12 protein-coding genes are annotated in these 18,102 nt (G+C 75.1%); 3 read left to right on the forward strand and 9 right to left on the reverse strand.

The annotated features are described in order from the left end of the window. Window positions 1-31: 31 nt before the first annotated feature. Together ACR9E3_RS03350 and ACR9E3_RS03355 are read left to right on the forward strand one after the other, a co-directional pair. On the forward strand, window positions 32-1,087 hold the full coding sequence (locus ACR9E3_RS03350) for an alpha/beta fold hydrolase (RefSeq protein WP_460378491.1): 1,056 nt from the start codon (window positions 32-34) through the stop codon (window positions 1,085-1,087). A gap of 77 nt (window positions 1,088-1,164) precedes the next feature. Further along, a complete protein-coding gene (locus ACR9E3_RS03355) occupies window positions 1,165-1,815 on the forward strand; it encodes a class I SAM-dependent methyltransferase (RefSeq protein WP_460378493.1) in 651 nt (216 codons plus the stop codon). Window positions 1,816-1,946: 131 nt separating this feature from the next. Here the strand turns inward: ACR9E3_RS03355 and clpB are convergent, their stop codons facing one another. After that, entirely contained in the window at window positions 1,947-4,538 is a 2,592-nt protein-coding gene (clpB, locus tag ACR9E3_RS03360) for an ATP-dependent chaperone ClpB (protein ID WP_460378495.1), read from the reverse strand. A 319-nt stretch (window positions 4,539-4,857) separates the two neighbouring features. On the opposite strand from clpB, the gene ACR9E3_RS03365 reads away from it, so the two are divergent. Continuing rightward, window positions 4,858-6,264, forward strand: a complete 1,407-nt coding sequence (locus tag ACR9E3_RS03365; RefSeq protein WP_460378497.1) for an FAD-binding oxidoreductase — start codon at window positions 4,858-4,860, stop codon at window positions 6,262-6,264. Window positions 6,265-6,272: 8 nt separating this feature from the next. Here the strand turns inward: ACR9E3_RS03365 and ACR9E3_RS03370 are convergent, their stop codons facing one another. From ACR9E3_RS03370 to ACR9E3_RS03405, 8 genes are all read right to left on the reverse strand, one after another. Continuing rightward, window positions 6,273-6,773: a heat shock protein transcriptional repressor HspR gene (locus tag ACR9E3_RS03370; protein ID WP_460378498.1), complete on the reverse strand. Its 501-nt coding sequence runs from the start codon at window positions 6,771-6,773 to the stop codon at window positions 6,273-6,275. Then, window positions 6,770-8,038, reverse strand: a complete 1,269-nt coding sequence (locus ACR9E3_RS03375) for a DnaJ C-terminal domain-containing protein (protein ID WP_460378500.1) — start codon at window positions 8,036-8,038, stop codon at window positions 6,770-6,772. Before ACR9E3_RS03375 ends, ACR9E3_RS03370 begins: the two co-directional genes overlap by 4 nt. 52 nt (window positions 8,039-8,090) lie before the next feature. Then, window positions 8,091-8,831, reverse strand: a complete 741-nt coding sequence (gene grpE / locus ACR9E3_RS03380; RefSeq protein ID WP_460378501.1) for a nucleotide exchange factor GrpE — start codon at window positions 8,829-8,831, stop codon at window positions 8,091-8,093. 110 nt (window positions 8,832-8,941) lie between these two features. Continuing rightward, complete coding sequence (gene dnaK / locus ACR9E3_RS03385; protein WP_460378503.1) at window positions 8,942-10,804, reverse strand: molecular chaperone DnaK; 1,863 nt, start codon at window positions 10,802-10,804, stop codon at window positions 8,942-8,944. 198 nt (window positions 10,805-11,002) lie between these two features. Further along, window positions 11,003-12,010 (reverse strand): C40 family peptidase, encoded by a 1,008-nt coding sequence (locus ACR9E3_RS03390; RefSeq protein ID WP_460379063.1) that lies wholly within the window; start codon window positions 12,008-12,010, stop codon window positions 11,003-11,005. Between the two features lie 59 nt (window positions 12,011-12,069). Then, window positions 12,070-12,642 (reverse strand): hypothetical protein, encoded by a 573-nt coding sequence (locus ACR9E3_RS03395; RefSeq protein ID WP_460378504.1) that lies wholly within the window; start codon window positions 12,640-12,642, stop codon window positions 12,070-12,072. Continuing rightward, entirely contained in the window at window positions 12,626-14,506 is a 1,881-nt protein-coding gene (locus ACR9E3_RS03400; RefSeq protein ID WP_460378506.1) for a hypothetical protein, read from the reverse strand. The genes ACR9E3_RS03395 and ACR9E3_RS03400 overlap by 17 nt, the downstream gene beginning before the upstream one ends. A 308-nt stretch (window positions 14,507-14,814) precedes the next feature. Then, window positions 14,815-18,090, reverse strand: coding sequence for an ATP-binding protein (locus ACR9E3_RS03405; protein WP_460379064.1), 3,276 nt, complete (start codon window positions 18,088-18,090; stop codon window positions 14,815-14,817). Window positions 18,091-18,102: the final 12 nt, after the last annotated feature.

An 18,102-nucleotide genomic window follows, 5' to 3' on the forward strand; every position in this document is an offset into this window, starting at 1 on the left:
CTGCCGGTGGCCGCGGGCCCATACTCGCTCCATGGGCTCGCCGGACGGGCCGACGCGGCAGACCATCCGGTTCGCGCGGTCGGAGGCACGCACGGTGGCGTGGGCCGCGGTCGGGACGGGCCCGCCGCTCGTGGTCGGCGGGTGGTGGATGGGCCACCTCGAGCTGAACTGGGCGGACCCGGGCTTCCGGGCCTTCGTCACGGCGCTGGCCGAGCACCACACCGTGGTGCGCTACGACCGGCCGGGCACGGGGCTCTCCCCCGGGGCTCCCGAGCGGTCGCTCGACGGCGAGGTCGCGGTGCTCGCCCAGGTCGTCGAGGCCGTGGGCGCCGGGCCGGTGACGCTGCTCGGGGGGTCCGCGGCCGGTCCCGTGGCGGCGGCGCTGGCCGCGCGGCGCCCCGAGCTCGTCGAGCGCCTCCTGCTCTACGGCACCTACGCCGACGGTGCCCGGGTCGCGCCGCCCGCAGTGCGCGAGCAGCTCGTCGCCCTCGTCGGCGCCCACTGGGGGCTGGGCTCGCGGGTGCTCGCCGACCTGTTCCTGCCCGGCGCGAGCGCCGAGGAGCGCGACGACTTCGCGCGCTACCAGCGGACCTCGGCGAGCGCCGGCGACGCCGCCGCCTCGCTCGCCGCCACCTACGCCTTCGACGTGCGGACCGAGCTCGGGCGGATCACGGCGCCGACCCTGGTGGTGCACCGCCGCGACGACCGCGCCATCGGCTTCGACCTCGGCCGCGAGGTCGCCGCCGCGATCCCGGACGCGACCTTCGTCGCCCTCGAGGGGAACGACCACCTCCCCTGGCGCGGGGACGCGTCGGCGGTGCTGCGGGCATGGTCGGACGTCCTGCCCGGCGCGGCCGTCCCCGCGCCCGCTGCCTCCGCCGCCACCCCGGCGAGCGTCCTGTCCGCGCGCGAGCTCGAGGTGCTGCGGCTGGTGGCCCAGGGCCTGGCGGACCGCGAGATCGCCCGGCGGCTGGACCTCAGCCCGCACACCGTGCACCGGCACCTCGCGAACATCCGCACGAAGCTGGGCCTGCCCTCCCGGGCGGCGGCCACCGCGTACGCCGCGCGCCACCACCTGCTCGGGTAGTGGCCCGATCCGGCCATCCCCGGTGATGGCCGGGACGAGCGAAGCGCCCGCACCCCGCCGCGCGGTGTGCTGATGCCATGACCAGCACCGATGTCTCACTCCCCACGCCCCACCCCGTGCGCGGCCCGCTCAACGCCGCGTTCTTCCGGCTCGTCGACGGCTACGGCCACCGCATCCTCGGCGAGCGCAAGGCCGCCCTGTTCGCCGACCTCCCGCGCACCGTCGTGGAGCTGGGTGCGGGGACCGGCGCCAACCTGCGCCACTACCCCGCCGGCACGCGGGTGATCGCGATCGAGCCGAACCCGGCGATGCACGCCCGGCTGCGGGCGGCCGCGGCCCGCCACGGCGTGGACCTGGAGATCCGGGCGGCCGTCGCCGAGGACACGGGCCTGGCCGACGCGAGCGTCGACGCGGTGGTGAGCACCCTCGTGCTCTGCACCGTCGCCGACCCGGCCGCAGCGGTCGCCGAGGCGCGGCGCGTCCTGCGACCGGGCGGGCGCCTGATCGTCCTCGAGCACGTCGCCGCCCCGGAGGGCAGCGCACTGGCCCGGCTCCAGCGGGCCCTGGAGACCGGGTGGCGGTGGGCGTTCGAGGGCTGCGAGCTGCAGCGCTACACCGGTGAGCTGCTCGCCGGCGCCGGGTTCGCCGAGGTCGATCTCGAGCGCTTCCGCGCCGGCTGGATCTTCCTGCCGGTCGACCACCTCGTCGCCGGCACCCTGCGCCGCTGAGTGCTGCCGGCGCGGGCTGCCCCTTCCCGTGGAGACACGAACGGCGAGCTCGCTGCTTGCGATGCAGCGAGCTCGCCGTTCGTTCCTCGAGGGAGCGCGCAGTCGGCTCAGCGCCGTGAGCCGACCGGACCTCAGGCGGCGCGGGAGACCACGAGGCCGCCGGTGCCGTGGTCGGCGGACTCGTCGAGGTCGACCTGGACCGTGTCGCCCTCGCGCACCTCGCCGGCCAGCAGGGCCTTGGCGAGCTGGTCGCCGATGGCCGACTGCACGAGCCGGCGCAGGGGCCGCGCCCCGAAGATCGGGTCGAAGCCCTGCAGCGCGAGCCACTCGCGGGCCGCGTCGCTGACAGCGAGCGTGAGGCGGCGGGCGGCCAGGCGGGCGCCGAGCCGCTCGAGCTGGATGTCGACGATCGACGTCAGCTCCTCGGTCGACAGCGCGTGGAAGACCACGACGTCGTCGAGCCGGTTGAGGAACTCCGGCTTGAACGAGCGCCGCACGACCTCCATGACCTTCTCCCGGCGCCCGTCGTCGTCGAGCGAGGTGTCGACGAGCGCGGCGGAGCCGAGGTTCGAGGTCAGCACGAGGATCGTGTTGCGGAAGTCGACCGTGCGGCCCTGGCCGTCGGTGAGGCGCCCGTCGTCGAGGACCTGCAGCAGCACGTCGAAGACGTCCGGGTGGGCTTTTTCGACCTCGTCGAGCAGCACCACCGAGTACGGGCGGCGCCGGACGGCCTCGGTGAGCTGGCCACCCTGGTCGTAGCCGACGTACCCGGGCGGCGCGCCGACGAGGCGGGCCACCGAGTGCTTCTCGCCGTACTCGCTCATGTCGATGCGGATCATCGCCCGCTCGTCGTCGAACAGGAACGCGGCCAGCGCCTTGGCCAGCTCGGTCTTGCCGACGCCGGTGGGGCCGAGGAACAGGAACGACCCGGTGGGACGGTCCTCCTCGGAGATCCCGGCGCGGGCGCGCCGCACGGCGTCGGACACCGCGCGGACCGCCTCGGCCTGGCCGACGACCCGGTGGCCGAGCTCGTCCTCCATGCGCAGGAGCTTCGCCGTCTCGCCCTCGAGCAGGCGGCCGGCGGGGATGCCGGTCCAGGCCGAGACCACGTCCGCGACGTCGTCGGGGCCGACCTCCTCCTTGAGCATCTCGGGCACGACGGCCGCGGCGTCGGCGGCCTCGAGCTCCTTCTCGAGCGCGGGGATGCGCCCGTGGATGAGCTCCGCGGCGCGGCCGAGGTCGCCGTCGCGGGTGGCGCGCTCGGCCTCGCCGCGCAGCGTCTCGAGCTGCTCCTTGAGCCCGCGGCTGGCGTCGATCGAGTCCTTCTCGCCCTGCCACCGCGCGGTCAGGGCGTCGAGCTCCTCGCGGCGCTCGGCGAGCTCGGCGCGCAGCGCGCGCAGGCGCTCGGCCGAGGCGGCGTCGGACTCCTTCTCCAGCGCCATCTCCTCGATCTCGAGGCGGCGCACGCCCCGCTCGACCTCGTCGATCTCGACGGGCCGGGAGTCGATCTCCATGCGCAGCCGCGAGCTGGCCTCGTCGACGAGGTCGATGGCCTTGTCGGGCAGGAAGCGCGCGGTGATGTAGCGGTCCGACAGCGTGGCGGCGGCGACGAGGGCGGCGTCGGTGATGCGCACGCCGTGGTGCACCTCGTAGCGCTCCTTGAGCCCGCGCAGGATGCCGACGGTGTCGTCGACGGTGGGCTCGCCCACCAGCACCTGCTGGAACCGGCGCTCGAGCGCCGGGTCGGACTCGATGTGCTGGCGGTACTCGTCGAGCGTCGTCGCGCCGACCATGCGCAGCTCGCCGCGGGCGAGCATCGGCTTGATCATGTTGCCGGCGTCCATCGCCGACTCGCCGGTCGCGCCGGCGCCGACGATCGTGTGCAGCTCGTCGATGAAGGTGATGACCTGCCCCGCGGAGTCGGTGATCTCCTGCAGGACGGCCTTGAGCCGCTCCTCGAACTCGCCGCGGTACTTCGCGCCCGCGACCATCGAGCCGAGGTCGAGCGAGACGACGCGCTTGTTGCGCAGCGACTCGGGGACGTCGCCCGCGACGATGCGCTGGGCGAGGCCCTCGACGATCGCGGTCTTGCCGACGCCGGGCTCGCCGATGAGCACGGGGTTGTTCTTGGTGCGCCGGGACAGGACCTGGACGACGCGGCGAATCTCGGCGTCGCGGCCGACCACCGGGTCGAGGTCGCCGGAGCGGGCCCGCTCGGTGAGGTCCTGGCCGTACTTCTCCAGCGCCTGGAAGGTGCCCTCCGGGTCGGCGGACGTCACGCGTCCCGAGCCGCGCACCTTGGTGAACGCCTCCTTGAGCGCCTCGGGCGTCGCGCCGTGGCGGGTGAGCACCTCGGCGGTGCGTCCGCCGGCCGCGGCCAGCCCGACGAGCAGGTGCTCGGTGGAGACGTACTCGTCGCCCATGTCGGCGGCGAGCTGCTGGGCGTGCTGCAGGACGCGGGCCATCTCACGGTCGAACTGCGGCGCCGCGACGCTGGAGCCGCTGGCGCTCGGCAGGCCCGTGAGGACCTTGCCGACGTCCGAGCGCACGGCCGACGGGTCCACCCCGACCGCGCGCAGCAGCGGCTCGGTCAGCCCGTCGGTCTGGTCGAGCAGCGCGGCCGCGAGGTGGGCCGGCGAGACCTGCGGATGGCCGTCGACGGTGGCCGCGCGGACGGCGTTCGACACCGCCTGCTGGGTGCGGGTGGTGGGGCTGAAGTCCATCGATCCTCCTGGGGCGCGGGCGGGCGGCCCACCAGCCGCCCTGTTCTTGAGTCTACTTGGCTCAACTCTGGCTGTGCGGCGTTTCTTCCCGAATCACCGAATCCCCGACCGGTCACCCACAGCGACGACGACGAACGGCACCGGATCGAGTCGTCGTCGCTGCTCACGGTGGTCGCGAGCACCGTCCGGCGCACCTGGCGGCCCGGACGACGCGGGCTCCTCGGGGACCCTGCGTGACGATGTCGCGCGGGCTGCCATAGTGGTCCGGTCACGCGGGTACCTGGTTCCCGCGGCGGGGGGCCGGGGAGGAGCGACCAGGATGTCGGCGGAGCCGCTGTCGGGAGGCGACCCGGAGGACCCGGGCCCCGACCGTCCTGCGCCCGCGCCGTCCTCCGGCAGGCCCGTCCGCCGCCTCGCGGCCGTGCGCACGGTGCCGCCGCCGCCGACCACACCCATCGTCGTCCCCGGCCGGCACGCCGCCGCGGAGGACGGGGCGCCCCCGGACGAGAGCACCGAGGCGACGCCCGCCACGCGCCCGGAGCCCGCCGCACCCCCGGAGCCCGGCGCACTCCCGGAGCCCGCACCGGGCCCGGCCCCGGCGTCGGTGTTCGAGACCCCCGAGGCGCAGGCCGCCCGGCGGGTGCGGGAGACCTGGGCGGACGTCGAGCCGCAGGTCGACGAGCTCGCCGAGTGGTTCGCCGCGCTCCTGTTCAGCCTGGCGCCCGACGTCCGCGGCCTGTTCCCCGCGCGCATCACCGAGCCCGCCCGGCGGCTGCTGCGCTCGCTGGTGCTGCCGATGACGACCGTCGACCGGCCCGACCAGCTGCGCACGGTGCTCGAGCCGCTGGTGCGCGAGCACCGCGCGCTGGGGCTGCACGCCGAGCAGTACGAGGCGCTCGGCGTCGCGATGATCGGGGCGATGCGCCGCTTCGCGCCGGCGTGGGACGAGGGCACCGAGCACGCCTGGGTGCGCGCGTTCTCGCTGGCGGCGGGCCCGATGGAGCACGCCGTCCGCGCCGCCGCCGACCCCGCGGTCGCCGAGGGCACGGTGGTGTCGCACCGCCGGCTGAGCTGGGACCTGGCCGTGCTGCACGTGGCGCCGGACACCCCGGTGCCGCACCGCGCGGGCCAGTACCTCACCGTCGAGATCCCCCAGCGGCCCCGGATGTGGCGGCCGCTGAGCCCGGCGACCGCGCCGCGTCCCGACGGTCTGCTGGAGTTCCACGTCCGCGCCGTCGAGGGCGGCTGGGTGAGCCGGGCGATGGTGGCGCACGCGTCACCCGGCGACCGGTGGCGTCTCGGGCCGGCGTCCGGGCGACTCGGACTCGACCCGCGCAGCACCGCGCCGGTGCTCATGGTCGCCGGCGGCACCGGCGGCACGCCCGTGCTGGCGCTGTGCGAGGACCTGGCCCGCTGGACGCGGCCGCGCCCGTGCACGGTGTTCCTGGGCGGGCGGGTCGCCGAGGACCTCACGGTGCTCGACCGCCTGCGCGCGCTGGCCGACCGGCACCCGTGGCTCGAGCTGGCCGTGGTCTGCGAGGACGATCCGCTCGACGAGCACACGCTGCCCGGCACGCTGCCGGACGCGGTGGTGCGCAGCGGCGACTGGTCGCAGCACGACGTGCTGCTCTCGGGCTCACCGGCCATGATCCGCGCCTCGGCGCAGGCCCTGCTGGTCGACGGCGTGCCGCTGGACCGCATCCACTACGACCCCTTCGCGGAATAGTCGGGGCGTCACTCGCGCGGGCGCGGGCCCGGCTGCCACACGACGACCGACTGGGTGCGTCGCGCCGGCAGACGGTCGCCGCGGGAGGGATTCTCCGCGTTCTGGGCCGCCTGCTCGGCCGCGGCGCGCCAGCGGGCGAGCTCTTCGGTGACCTCGCGGAGCCGGTCGGTCAGCGCGCCGACCTCCCGCTCGAGCTCGATGATCCGCTTGATGCCGGCGAGGTTGACGCCGTCCTCCTGCGAGAGCCGCTGGACCTCGCGGAGCACGGCGATGTCGCGCACCGAGTAGCGCCGCCCGCCGCCGCTGGCACGGCCCGGGGTGACGAGGCCGATGCGGTCGTAGCTGCGCAGGGTCTGCGCGTGCATGCCGGCGATCTGGGCGGCCACGGAGATCACGAAGACGGGGGTGTCCTCGTCGGCCCACGCCGGCAGCGAGGGGATGGAGGCGGACGCGGCGCCGAGCGGGGACGGCCAGGGCCCCCGTTCGCCGCCTGCGCCGCGCCCGCTCATGACGCCGTCTCCCTCCGTGCGGCGGCCTCGGCGCGCCGGGTGAGGTCGGCGCGCGGGTCGTGGTCGGAGGTGGCGGCGACGTAGGCGTCGAGTGCCTCGCGGGCGGCCGAGCTCAGCCGCTGCGGCACGGAGAGCTCGACGGTGACGAGCAGGTCGCCGGTGCGCCCGTCCTTGCGGTGCACCCCGCGCCCGCGGACCCGCAGCGTGCGGCCGCTCTGGCTGCCGGCGGGGACCTTGAGCGAGACCTTGCCGTCCATGGTCGGGACGGTGATCGTCGTGCCGTCGACGAGCTCGGGGAACGTCACCGGCACGGTGAGCGTCAGGTCGTCGGCGTTGCGCTCCGAGCGGCCGAAGAGGTCGTCGGCGTTGACGTGGACGACGACGAACAGGTCGCCGGCGGGCCCGCCGCGGCTGCCGGGCTGACCCTGGCCGGCGAGGCGGATGCGCTGGCCGTCGTCGACGCCCGGCGGGATGCGCACGGTGAGCGTGCGCGAGCGGGTGCTCACGCCGTCGCCGCCGCACTCGGGGCAGGGGTCGTCGACGATCGAGCCGGTGCCCGAGCAGTCGCGGCACGGCTCGCTGAAGGCGAAGGCGCCCTGGCTGCGCGAGACGACGCCGGCGCCGCCGCAGGTCAGACACGTGCGGGGGCTGGTGCCGGGCTTGGCGCCGTTGCCGCCGCAGGTGTTGCAGCGCGCCGGGGACGCGAGGCGCAGCGGCAGGGTGGTGCCGCCGACCGCCTCGGCGAAGTCGATCCGCACGTCGGTCTCGACGTCAGCACCGCGCTGCTCGCGCGGGCGGGTGCCGCCCATGCCCGGGGTCGGGCCGGTCGTGGTGCCGGCACCGCCGACGCCACCCCCGAACAGCCCGCCGAGCAGGTCGCCGAGGCCGCCCGCGCCCTGGGCGCCGCCGCCGCGACCACCGAAGAGGTCGCCGACGTCGAAGCCGCCGGAGAAGCCGGTGCCACCGGCCCCGGCACCGGCGCCCGCGCCGCCCCCCCGGCCGCCGCCGAAACCGCCGAAGCGCCCGCCGGCGAACAGCGTGCGCGCCTCGTCGTACTGCTGGCGCTTCTCGGCGTCGGAGAGCACGCCGTACGCTTCGCCGGCGGCCTTGAAGCGGGCCTCCGCCTTGGCGTCGCCGGGCTTGGCGTCGGGGTGGTTCTCCCGGGCGATCTTGCGGTAGGCCTTCTTGATGTCGTCCGCGGAGGCGTCCTTGGCCACGCCCAGCTCGCGGTAGTAGTCCTTCTCGACCCAGTCACGGGCGCTCATGGCGGGACTGCTCCTTCCGCGGTGTGGGGGGTGGGGTGATCAGGACGCCTCGTCAGGAGGTGCCGGCGTCGGCCGGCTGGGAGGTGGTGTCCGCCGGGGCGGAGCCGTCGGAGTCGGTGACCCCGACCATCGCGGCGCGCAGCACGCGGTCACCGAAGCGGTAGCCGCGGCGCATGACGGTGGTGACCGTCGGGCCCGACACCTCGGGCGAGGTCTCGTGGGCCACGGCCTCGTGCACCGAGGGGTCGAAGGCGTCGCCCTCGGCACCGAACGGCGTGAGGCCCGCGCGCTGGAGCGTCTCGGTGAGACGGTCGGCGACGAGCTTGAACGGGCCGGTCAGGTCGCCGTGGCTCGCGGCGCGCTCCACGTCGTCGAGCACCGTGAGCAGCTCGCCGGCCACCGAGGCCTTCGCCGCCGCGACGGTCGACTCCTTCTCGCGCTCGGTGCGCCGCCGGAAGTTGGTGAACTCGGCCGACACGCGCTGCAGGTCGGCGGTGCGCTCGGCCAGCTCGGAGCGCACGCGCTCGAGCTCCGGGTCGGCGGCCTGACCGTCACCGACGGCGTCGCCGCCCTCGGACAGCCCCGCGGCCGACGCGGCCGCGGCGAACTCCGCCGCGCGGGCCTCGCCGGCGATGGTGTGGGCGCCCTCGGGCGCGGCGGTCTCCCCGCCGTCGGTGGCGCCGTCCGGCTGGGCCGTGCCGGCCGGAGCGTCCTGACCGGAGGTGGGCACCCCGCCGACGCTCGAGTCGGTGCTCGAGTCGGGGGAGTCCTGCCCGACGACCGGATCCTGCACTGTGACCTCCTCGGGAGGACCCGGCGCCTGGCGCCGGGACGGTGTGGTCTGGGGGAACCGCGAGCGGAGGGGCCGCCGGCCGGGACACCGGCGGCCCCACCCGAGGCGCGTCAGTCCTTCTTGTCGTCGTCGACGATCTCGGCGTCGACCACGTCGTCGGCCTGGTCGTCCGCACCGCCCGCGGCAGCGCCACCGGCCGCACCGGCCGCACCGGCACCGCCCTCGGACTGCTGCTGGGCGTACAGCGCCTGACCGAGCTCCTGGGACTCGGTGGCGACCTTCTCCGAGGCGGCCTTGATCTCCTCGGTGTTGTCCTCACCCTGGAGCGCGGTCTTCAGCTCGGCGACCGAGCCCTGGACCTTCTCCTTGACGTCCGACGGGAGCTTCTCGTCGTTGTCGGTGATGAACTTCTCGGTCTGGTAGACCAGCGTCTCGGCCTGGTTGCGGACCTCCGCCGCCTCGCGGCGCTTGCGGTCCTCGTCGGCGTGGGCCTCGGCGTCGGCGACCATGCGGTCGATCTCGTCCTTCGAGAGGGCCGAGCCGCCGGTGATGGTCATCTGCTGGGACTTGCCGGTGCCCTTGTCGACCGCCGAGACGTTGACGATGCCGTTGGCGTCGATGTCGAAGCTGACCTCGATCTGCGGCACGCCCTGCGGGGCGGGCGGCAGGTCGGTGAGCTCGAACATGCCGAGCTTCTTGTTGTAGGCGGCGATCTCACGCTCGCCCTGGAAGACCTGGATCTGCACGGACGGCTGGTTGTTCTCCGCCGTCGTGAAGACCTCGGACTTCTTGGTCGGGATCGTCGTGTTCTTCTCGATCAGCCGCGTCATCACGCCGCCCTTGGTCTCGATGCCGAGGGACAGCGGGGTGACGTCGAGCAGCAGGACGTCCTTGACGTCGCCGCGCAGCACGCCGGCCTGCAGGGTGGCGCCGACCGCCACGACCTCGTCCGGGTTGACGCCCTTGTTGGGCTCCTTGCCGCCGGTGAGCTCCTTCACCAGGTCGTGCACCGCGGGCATGCGGGTCGAGCCGCCGACCAGCACGACGTGGTTGATCTGGCCGACGGAGATGCCGGCGTCCTTGATCACCTGGTTGAAGGGCTTGCGGCAGCGGTCGAGCAGGTCGGAGGTGATCCGCTGGAACTCGGCCCGCGAGAGCGTCTCGTCGAGGAACAGCGGGTTCTTCTCGGCGTCGACGGTGATGTAGGGCAGGTTGATGCCGGCGCTGGACGAGCTGGAGAGCTCGATCTTCGCCTTCTCGGCCGCCTCACGCAGGCGCTGCATCGCCATCTTGTCCTTGGACAGGTCGATGCCCTGCGAGCTCTTGAACTTCTCGACGAGCCAGTTGATGATCCGCTCGTCCCAGTCGTCGCCGCCGAGGTTGTTGTCGCCGTTGGTGGCCTTGACCTCGACCACGCCGTCGCCGATCTCGAGCAGGGACACGTCGAACGTGCCGCCACCGAGGTCGAAGACCAGGATGGTCTGCTCGTGCTCGCCCTTCTCGAGGCCGTACGCGAGGGCGGCCGCGGTGGGCTCGTTCACGATGCGGAGGACGTTGAGGCCCGCGATCTGGCCGGCCTCCTTGGTGGCCTGCCGCTGGGCGTCCTCGAAGTAGGCCGGGACGGTGATCACCGCGTCGGTGACGTCCTCGCCCAGGTACGCCTCGGCGTCCCGCTTCAGCTTCTGCAGCGTGCGGGCGCTGATCTCCTGCGCGCTGTACTTCTTGTCGTCGATCTCGACGGACCAGTCGGTGCCCATGTGCCGCTTGACCGACCGGATCGTGCGATCCACGTTGGTCACCGCCTGGTTCTTGGCCGACTGGCCGACCAGGACGTCGCCGTTCCGGGCGAACGCGACCACCGAGGGGGTGGTGCGGCTGCCTTCGGAGTTCGCGATGACCGTCGGCTCGCCGCCCTCCAGGACGGCGACCACGGAGTTGGTCGTGCCGAGGTCGATGCCGACCGCTCGCGCCATGCTCGTGTCTCCTCTCGAGACCCGTGGGATCCGGGTGTTCCGTTGAGTGCTCTGCGCTCAAGTATTGGCCCACGGAGCGGTGTCCGCAAACCAGACCTGAGCCACCTGCACTCAAGTGTGTCATTCCGACCAACGGAGCATGGCACGAGGTTGTTCCCGGGCGGCTCAACTTCGCCGAAGAAGCCGGTCCGGCCCTGGTCAGGCCCGGTCCGAACCGGTGCCGGGGCGGGTCGCGAGCGGCAGCAGCTCGCCCTCGTCCCAGCTCACGGCCCGGGTCGCGAGCGGCACCCCGGTCTGCTGCGCCTCCATCATCTGCCCGTTCCCGAGGTACATGGCCACGTGGTGGATGGTGTCCGGGTCCGACTTGTCGTACGCCCAGAACAACAGATCCCCGGGCTGCGCCTGGTCGACGGGGACGTGCGCGCCGGCGTGGTACTGGTCACGCGACACGCGGGGCAGCACGATCCCGGCACGCTCGTAGGCCCGCAGCATCAGCCCCGAGCAGTCGTAGCTGCTCGGCCCCGTCGCCCCCCACACGTAGGGCTTGCCGGTCTCCGCGGTCGCGAACTCGATCGCCGTGCGCGCGACGCCGGGCGGCAGCGCGGCCGCCGGGCCCGGTCCCGCGTCCGCCGCGGGCACGCACTCCTGGATGGCGCCGGTGATCCCGGCGAGGTCGGTGACCAGGCTGTTGGCCAGCGACTCCCACTTGGCGTAGGCGTTGGGGAACGCCGAGCGCTGCACGATCTGGGCGGCCTGCGTGACGGGCATCGTGTCCCACCCGGGCACCGCGAGCAGGCGCTCGAGGAAGGTCCGGGTGGCGTAGACGGGGTCACGCACCTGCTCGGGGCTCCCCCAGCCCTGGCTCGGGCGCTGCTGGAACACCCCGAGCGAGTCGTGGTCGACCGCGATGTCCATGCCGACCGTGCCCATCTGGGACTCCTGCATCGCCGTGGCCAGCGCGACGACCCAGCCGCGCGGCGGCACCGCCATGCCCTTGGCCACCCCGATGATCGTCGACGCGGTCTGGCGCTGGACGGCGTCGAGCTCGGCCGAGGTCTGCGGCGCGCTCCCCGACGGCGCCCCGGTGCCCGCCTCGCAGCGTCCGGCGTCGGCGTCCTCGCCGCCGCCGGGGACGAACTGGCCGACGACGAGCAGCCCCGCGGCCAGCACGACGACCAGGAAGCCCGCGAGCGCCGCCACCGGCAGCAGCAGGCGCAGGATCCGGAAGCCGGGCGGCAGCCGGGGCGGGGTGATCACGGGAGCCCTCAGGACGCCCGGTCGTAGCCGGAGACGCGCCAGTCACCCGGCCCGACCTGCACCAGGAGCAGCTCGAGGCGCACCGCGTCGGTGGGCACCTGCACGCGCACGGCCTCGGGCCGCACCTCGACCGCCTGCGGCGGCCCCGTGACCCGCGAGCCGGGGACGTTCGACGGGTCGACCGACGCGAGCACCGCGAGGTACTCGTCGGTCGTGTACGGCGCGAGTCCGGCGCTCCACTGGGCCGGGGTCGTCCCGGCCGGGTGCGTGGCCCACGCCTGCGTCCAGCGCTGCGCCACCGCGAGCGCGACCGGGGGCGCCTGGTCGAGGGGCAGCGTGCGGGGACTGAGCTCGGTGACCTGCGGGGCGGCGGGGGCGGTGGCGGGTGCCGGGCCCGGCGCCGGCCCGAGGGCCCGCCCGGACCCGGCACCCCCGTCGGAGCCCCCGGCGAGGGAGGAGATGCCGATCGCGACGGCGACGATCACGACCAGCACGCCGATCAGGCGCGCCGGGGAGTGCAGCGGCCACTCCCAGAGCGCGCGGTAGGCCGCCGCGCGTCCGCGCCTAGTCCGGATCGGCACGCGGGCCTCCCTCGGCGGGCCGCGGGGCGCTCGTCCGCGTCGAGCGGCGCGAGGACCCGGCGCCGACAGGGCGGCTGGGGCGGTAGATGCGGTAGACGGGCGCGCCGTCGACCAGCTCGGCCTGCACCGGACGCTGGGGACCCCCGGCATCGCCGCTGCGGGCGGCGACACTGCGGTAGAGGCTGCGATCGGCGTCGCTCACCGCGGCGCGGGCCGGGGTGGGGTCGCGGTCCCCGCGGGGCGTGCCGCCCGGGACCGCGGTCGTGCCGGTGGTCGCGGCACCCGCGGGCAACGCCCGCTGGGCGGCCCTCCGCGAGGCCAGCGCGGCCGCCGGGTCCGCGTCGTGGGCCGGGGCGCCGCCCGCGCCGACCCGTTCGCTGTCGACCCGCATCGGGCCGGCCACGGTGGCCACGTCGGCGGTCGCGGGGTCGGCGCGCGTGGGACCGGTGCTCTCCGGGCGCCACCCGTCGCCTGCGGTCGCCGCGCCCCGGCGCTCCGACCACCAGTCGTCCTGGCGCTGCGGCGACCGCGGCAGGAACCGCGAGAGTGCTCCGGAGCCCGCGGGCGGGAGGAAGCCGCTCATCTGGTCGCGGGTCAGCGTGACCATCGCCGAGAGCCGCCGGAACGGGCGTGCGAGCGCCCACAGCACGATCGTGACGACGCCCGTGACCAGCAGCCCCAGCCACGTGTCGACGCCGGACCCGGGGCGGAACAGCGCGATCACCATCAGCGAGTGCAGCCCGGCCATCGCGCCCACGAGCAGGGTGTTGACGAGCGCCGCGCCCCCGATCCGCAGGGTCGCGGGCAGCACCTCAGGTTTGAGCAGGGCGAGCACGGCGAGCGCCGGCGCGATCATCACGAGCAATCGGATGATCAGCATCGAGACGAGGATGAGCAGCTTGCTCATCAACTGGAACAGCCCGATGCACACGGCCTGGATCAGCGCCAGCATCCCGGCGCCCGTGCGCGAGCCCTGCCGGCCCTGGAAGTAGCTGTAGCGGTCGCCCGCGCGGTCGGCGACCGCGGTGTACTGCTGCTTCTTCGCGTCGGCCGTGGCCTGGGTGTCCTGGCCGGCGGCGATCTCCTGCTTGGTGAACGTCTGCGCCCGCAGCAGCTCCCGGCCCATGTCGCGCGCCTGCGGCACGTCCGCGGAGCCGAACTCGCCGCGCAGCCAGTTGTTGTAGACGATCTGGTCGGTCAGCACCGTCGGCAGGGTGTTCGCGTCACCCACCCCGACCTGCGACAGGAACCCGCGCTGCATCGCTGTCACGCCGTCGAGCAGGACGCCGTCGAGCATGCTCGACCAGCGCACGGGCGCTGCGTAGGCCGCCGCCGCCACGGCGAGGGCGATCACCGCGATGCCCGCCCGCTGGGCCTGGCGCGAGAGGTCGCCGCGCATCGCCAGCACCAGCAGGATCGCGGCGAGCACGATGAGCGCGAGCCCGACCCACGTCGTGAACACCGCGCCGTACATCGCCTGCGTCCCGGCCTGGACCACGCCGTCGAGGGGCTGGAGCAGCCCCGAGCCGCGCTCGATGAGGTAGTGCGACCAGTTGACGCCGCCGACGACGAGCTTGGCGAGGTTGAAGAACTGGTTGCCCAGCCACGTGTCGGTCGCCGCCGCGGGGTCGCGCGCGGCGCCCGGGCCGCAGCCGAGGTCGTAGGTCCACCAGATCTGCCCGGCGTACCCGACCTCGTCGTACACGCTCCCGGGTGCGCCCACCCCGAGCGGCGCGGGGTCGAGCGAGCCGACGAGCCCGGTGCCCGGCCGGTCGGGATCGGGCGCGGCCTTGCAGTCCAGCGGCGCCGCCGACGCGGGCAGCGCGAAGAGCACGAGCCCGGTGAGCAGCGACGTGACGAGCACCGCGGCGCGCCGCCGCCCCCGCGGTGCGGAGCGAGGGGCGCCCTGGCTGCGTGGGGAGCAGCGAGGGACGCCCTCGCTCCCCGCGACGACCGGGGCCTTATCGGAGCGAGGGACGCCTTCGCTGCGTGGGGAGCAGCGAGGGACGCCCTCGCTCCCCGCGACGACCGGGGCCTTATCGGAGCGAGGGACGCCTTCGCTGCGTGGGGAGCAGCGAGGGACGCCCTCGCACCCCTCGCGGGCCTCCGGCGCGCGTCGCGACCGCCGCCACCCGACGACGAGGGCGGCGACGAGGATCGCGACGGCGAGGATCACCCCGGTGCCCCGGGCCCTCGCCGCCCGGCGCCCACCCGGCGGGCGGGGTCGGTCGCGTCGTGCCCCTCCCGCCAGCCCGGCGCCCGATCGGCGGGGGTCGTCACCGTCGCGTCGTCGGCGAGCTCGCCGACCGCGTCGCCCGTCGCCTCGCTCTCGTCCATCACCCAGGCGTCGGCCCACTCGTCGTCGCCCGCCGCGGTGGCCGCCGGCGCCGGGGTGCGGTCGAGGTCGTCCAGGTCGTCGTCGAGGTCCGGGGTGAGGTCGTCGAGGCCGGGCGGCAGGACCCCGGCGCCGTCGCGGTCGTCGTGCCGCTCGTCGAGGACCGTCCCCTCGACGACCGTGCGCTCCACGAGCGGGTCGCGCGGCGGCGTCACCGGCGACACGCGCGCCGTGCCCGGCGGCGGGGTCGGGACCGAGCGCGGCGGGAACGGCGGTGACGCGGGCCCCGCGCCGACGGTGGGGCCGGACGGCCGGGCCGACGTGGGCGCGGACGGGGCGGACGGGGCGGACGGGGCAGACGGGGCCGAAGACGCGCCCGGCGGGGGCCCGGCCGTGGGCACGACCGGCACCGGGCCGGTGCGCTCGGCGTCGGTCTCGGGCGGCGCGGAAGGGCGGTCGGCGGGCGCCCCGGCGGGCAGGGTCCGCACCCGGCGGACGTCAGGGTTCGTGTCGAGGGTGTCGCGCAGGTGCTCGAGGTGCGGGCCCTCGAGGTCGATGCGGATCTTCTCGACGCCGCCGTGGCCGTCGGCGAAGACGAACTGGCGCGGGGTGTCGTCGGGCCGGTCGTCGTGGCGCGGCCGCGGCGAGAGCGTGCCCAGCATCTCCTCGTAGCCGACGTCGGTGGGCACGCGGAGCAGGCGCAGCGCCTCGGCCTGCGCCTCCTCGTCGTCGGTGCGCCCGACGAACACGGCGTTGACCAGCGACGCGAACCCCGGCACCCGCAGCAGGTCGCCCGCGAGCTGGGAGGCGAACATCGCGCGCACGTTGAACTTGCGCGAGTCGCGCGCGAGCCGGTCGATGAGCACCTTGCCGGTGGGGATCTGCGACAGGAAGTGGGTCTCGTCGAGCGCGACGCCCTTCCGCAGGTTCCGGTCCGACGTGTAGATCGTTCGCTGGGTCAGCCAGGACGCGAGGTTCAGCAGCTCGACCGCCAGCGACTCGCCGTCGGTCCACTCCTCGCGCGGGCTGCCCGGGCGCGGCAGCGCCATGCCCTGCATGGTCAGGACGGTGAGCCGGTAGTCCTGCTCGCCCCGCCACGGGTCGTCGCGCGGGTCGGCGTTCCGGTCGGGGAACAGCAGCGCGGCCTGCGGCAGCTCGCGGCGCTCCTCGAGGAAGTCGGCGACGACGTCGGCGTGCTCCTCGCCCTCCCGGGCGTGCCGGCGCAGGACGGCGATGACCTGGCCGGGGTCGCGGTCGGGGGCGCCGCCGACCTCGCGCACCGCGCGCAGCAGCACGATCCGGGTGTGGGGCATGCGCGCCACGTCGAAGGGCAGCAGCCCGGTCAGCACGTCGAGCACGAGACGGCGCCGGGTGGCCGCGGCCAGGGAGCGCTCGCGGCGCCACGCCTTGTCCGGGTCGTCCTCGTCGAGGAAGTGGTCGCGGCGGGGCTCGGCCACCACCCGGTACGGGTTGAGGATGCCGGGGTCGGCGCCGAGCAGGTGGATGTGGCGCGAGAACGGCGCGAGCTCCGGGAGCTTGGTCAGCTCGGCGAGCGGGCCCGAGGGGTCGAGCACGGTCCAACGGGCCCCGGCGCGCAGCGTCTTGTAGACGAGCAGTCCGGTGAGGAACGACTTCCCCGAGCCGAGGCCGCCCACGACGGCCGTCAGGCCCGAGGCCCGCCGGACCTCCTGCGCCATCCACGGGTCCCACGCCACCGGGCGGCGGGTGGCCGTGCAGGTCTCGCCGAGCATGATCCCGCGCCGGTCGCCCACCGACGCCGACGCGGCCGGCACCCCCGCGGCCACCCACGTCACCGAGCCGCGCCGGCGGTAGGCGGTGGACGCCAGGGGCTCGCCGGGGATGAACTCGCGGGCGTAGGCGTACTGCGCCTCGGGGTGCTCCATCGCGACCCGCGGGCGGTAGAGGTCGAGCACCTGCTGGGCCCGTGTCAGGGCCTCGCCCTCGTCGCGGCCGGACACCGCGACCCGCCACCACCCGTAGACCCGGGTGTTGAGCTGGGTGAGGCCTCCCGAGAGCTCGTCCTCGATCTGCAGCACGCGGTCGGCCTGGCGCGAGAGCGACATCGGCGGGTCGAGGTCGTGGTCGTGCGTGTAGTGCCGGATCTGGCTGCGCACCTTGCCCATCTGGCGCTGCAGCTCGCCGGCGACCTCCTCCGGCTTGCGCACGTAGATCCGCGCCGACCACTCGACGGGGAACGGCAGGCGGTCGCTGCGCTGCATCCAGGGGTCGTCGGCCTCGGGGATCCGCAGCGCGTCCATGAGGCCCACCGAGAGCACCGCGACGTGGCGCTGCACCGGCTGGGTGCCGAACCGCCCCAGCACCTGGACTGTCGGGGCGTACGGCTCCTGCTGCAGGGCGACCCCGTCGGTGAACGCGGCGAGGTCCTCGGACTCCCAGTGCTCGCCCGAGGCGGGGGTGACCGTGCGCGGGGCCGGCAGGCCCAGCGAGCACGAGCGGTGCATCAGCCACGCCATGTCCTCGGCGGTCGCCGGCACCGCGTCCAGCCCGGCGCGCGACACCAAGGCCTCGACGTGCGCGATCTCGGACTCGAGCGCCGCCAGCTCGGCGGTCGCCGCCGACGGGACGAGGCGCCCGAGGATCGGGGCGGCACCCTCGAGCCACCGGTCGACGACCGACCGGCCGGAGACCTCGACCCCGAGGAAGACCTCCTTGTCCGACATCGACAGCCCCATCAGGTGGCGCTGCTCGCCCTCGAGGAACCCCTCCCAGGTCAGCGCCCCCGAGACGTCGGGGAGCCGGCCCGGCGCGTTGTGGTCGAACGCCTCGGCCCACAGCGCCACCGGGTACGGGCGCGAGGTGACGCGGACGTGCAGCCACCGGCCCTGCAGCTCGCCGAGCTGCGTCGCGATCTGGCGGATCAGCGTCTCGCGCTGGGAGTCGCTGCGGAAGCTCCAGGGCTGCGGGGCGAGCCGGTACCAGGCGGTGACGCTCGACGCGGTGCGCGCCAGGTTGCCGTCGATGGCGCGCAGCGCGATCGCGGGCCGGTAGCCGGCGGCCGGCGACTCGCCGGTCAGACCGCGACCGCGGCGGGCCCCCGAGCCGTTCGACGACGTCGCACGGGCCGGGCGCAGCCCGCCGCCGCT

Source organism: Actinomycetospora sp. C-140, from assembly GCF_054796175.1.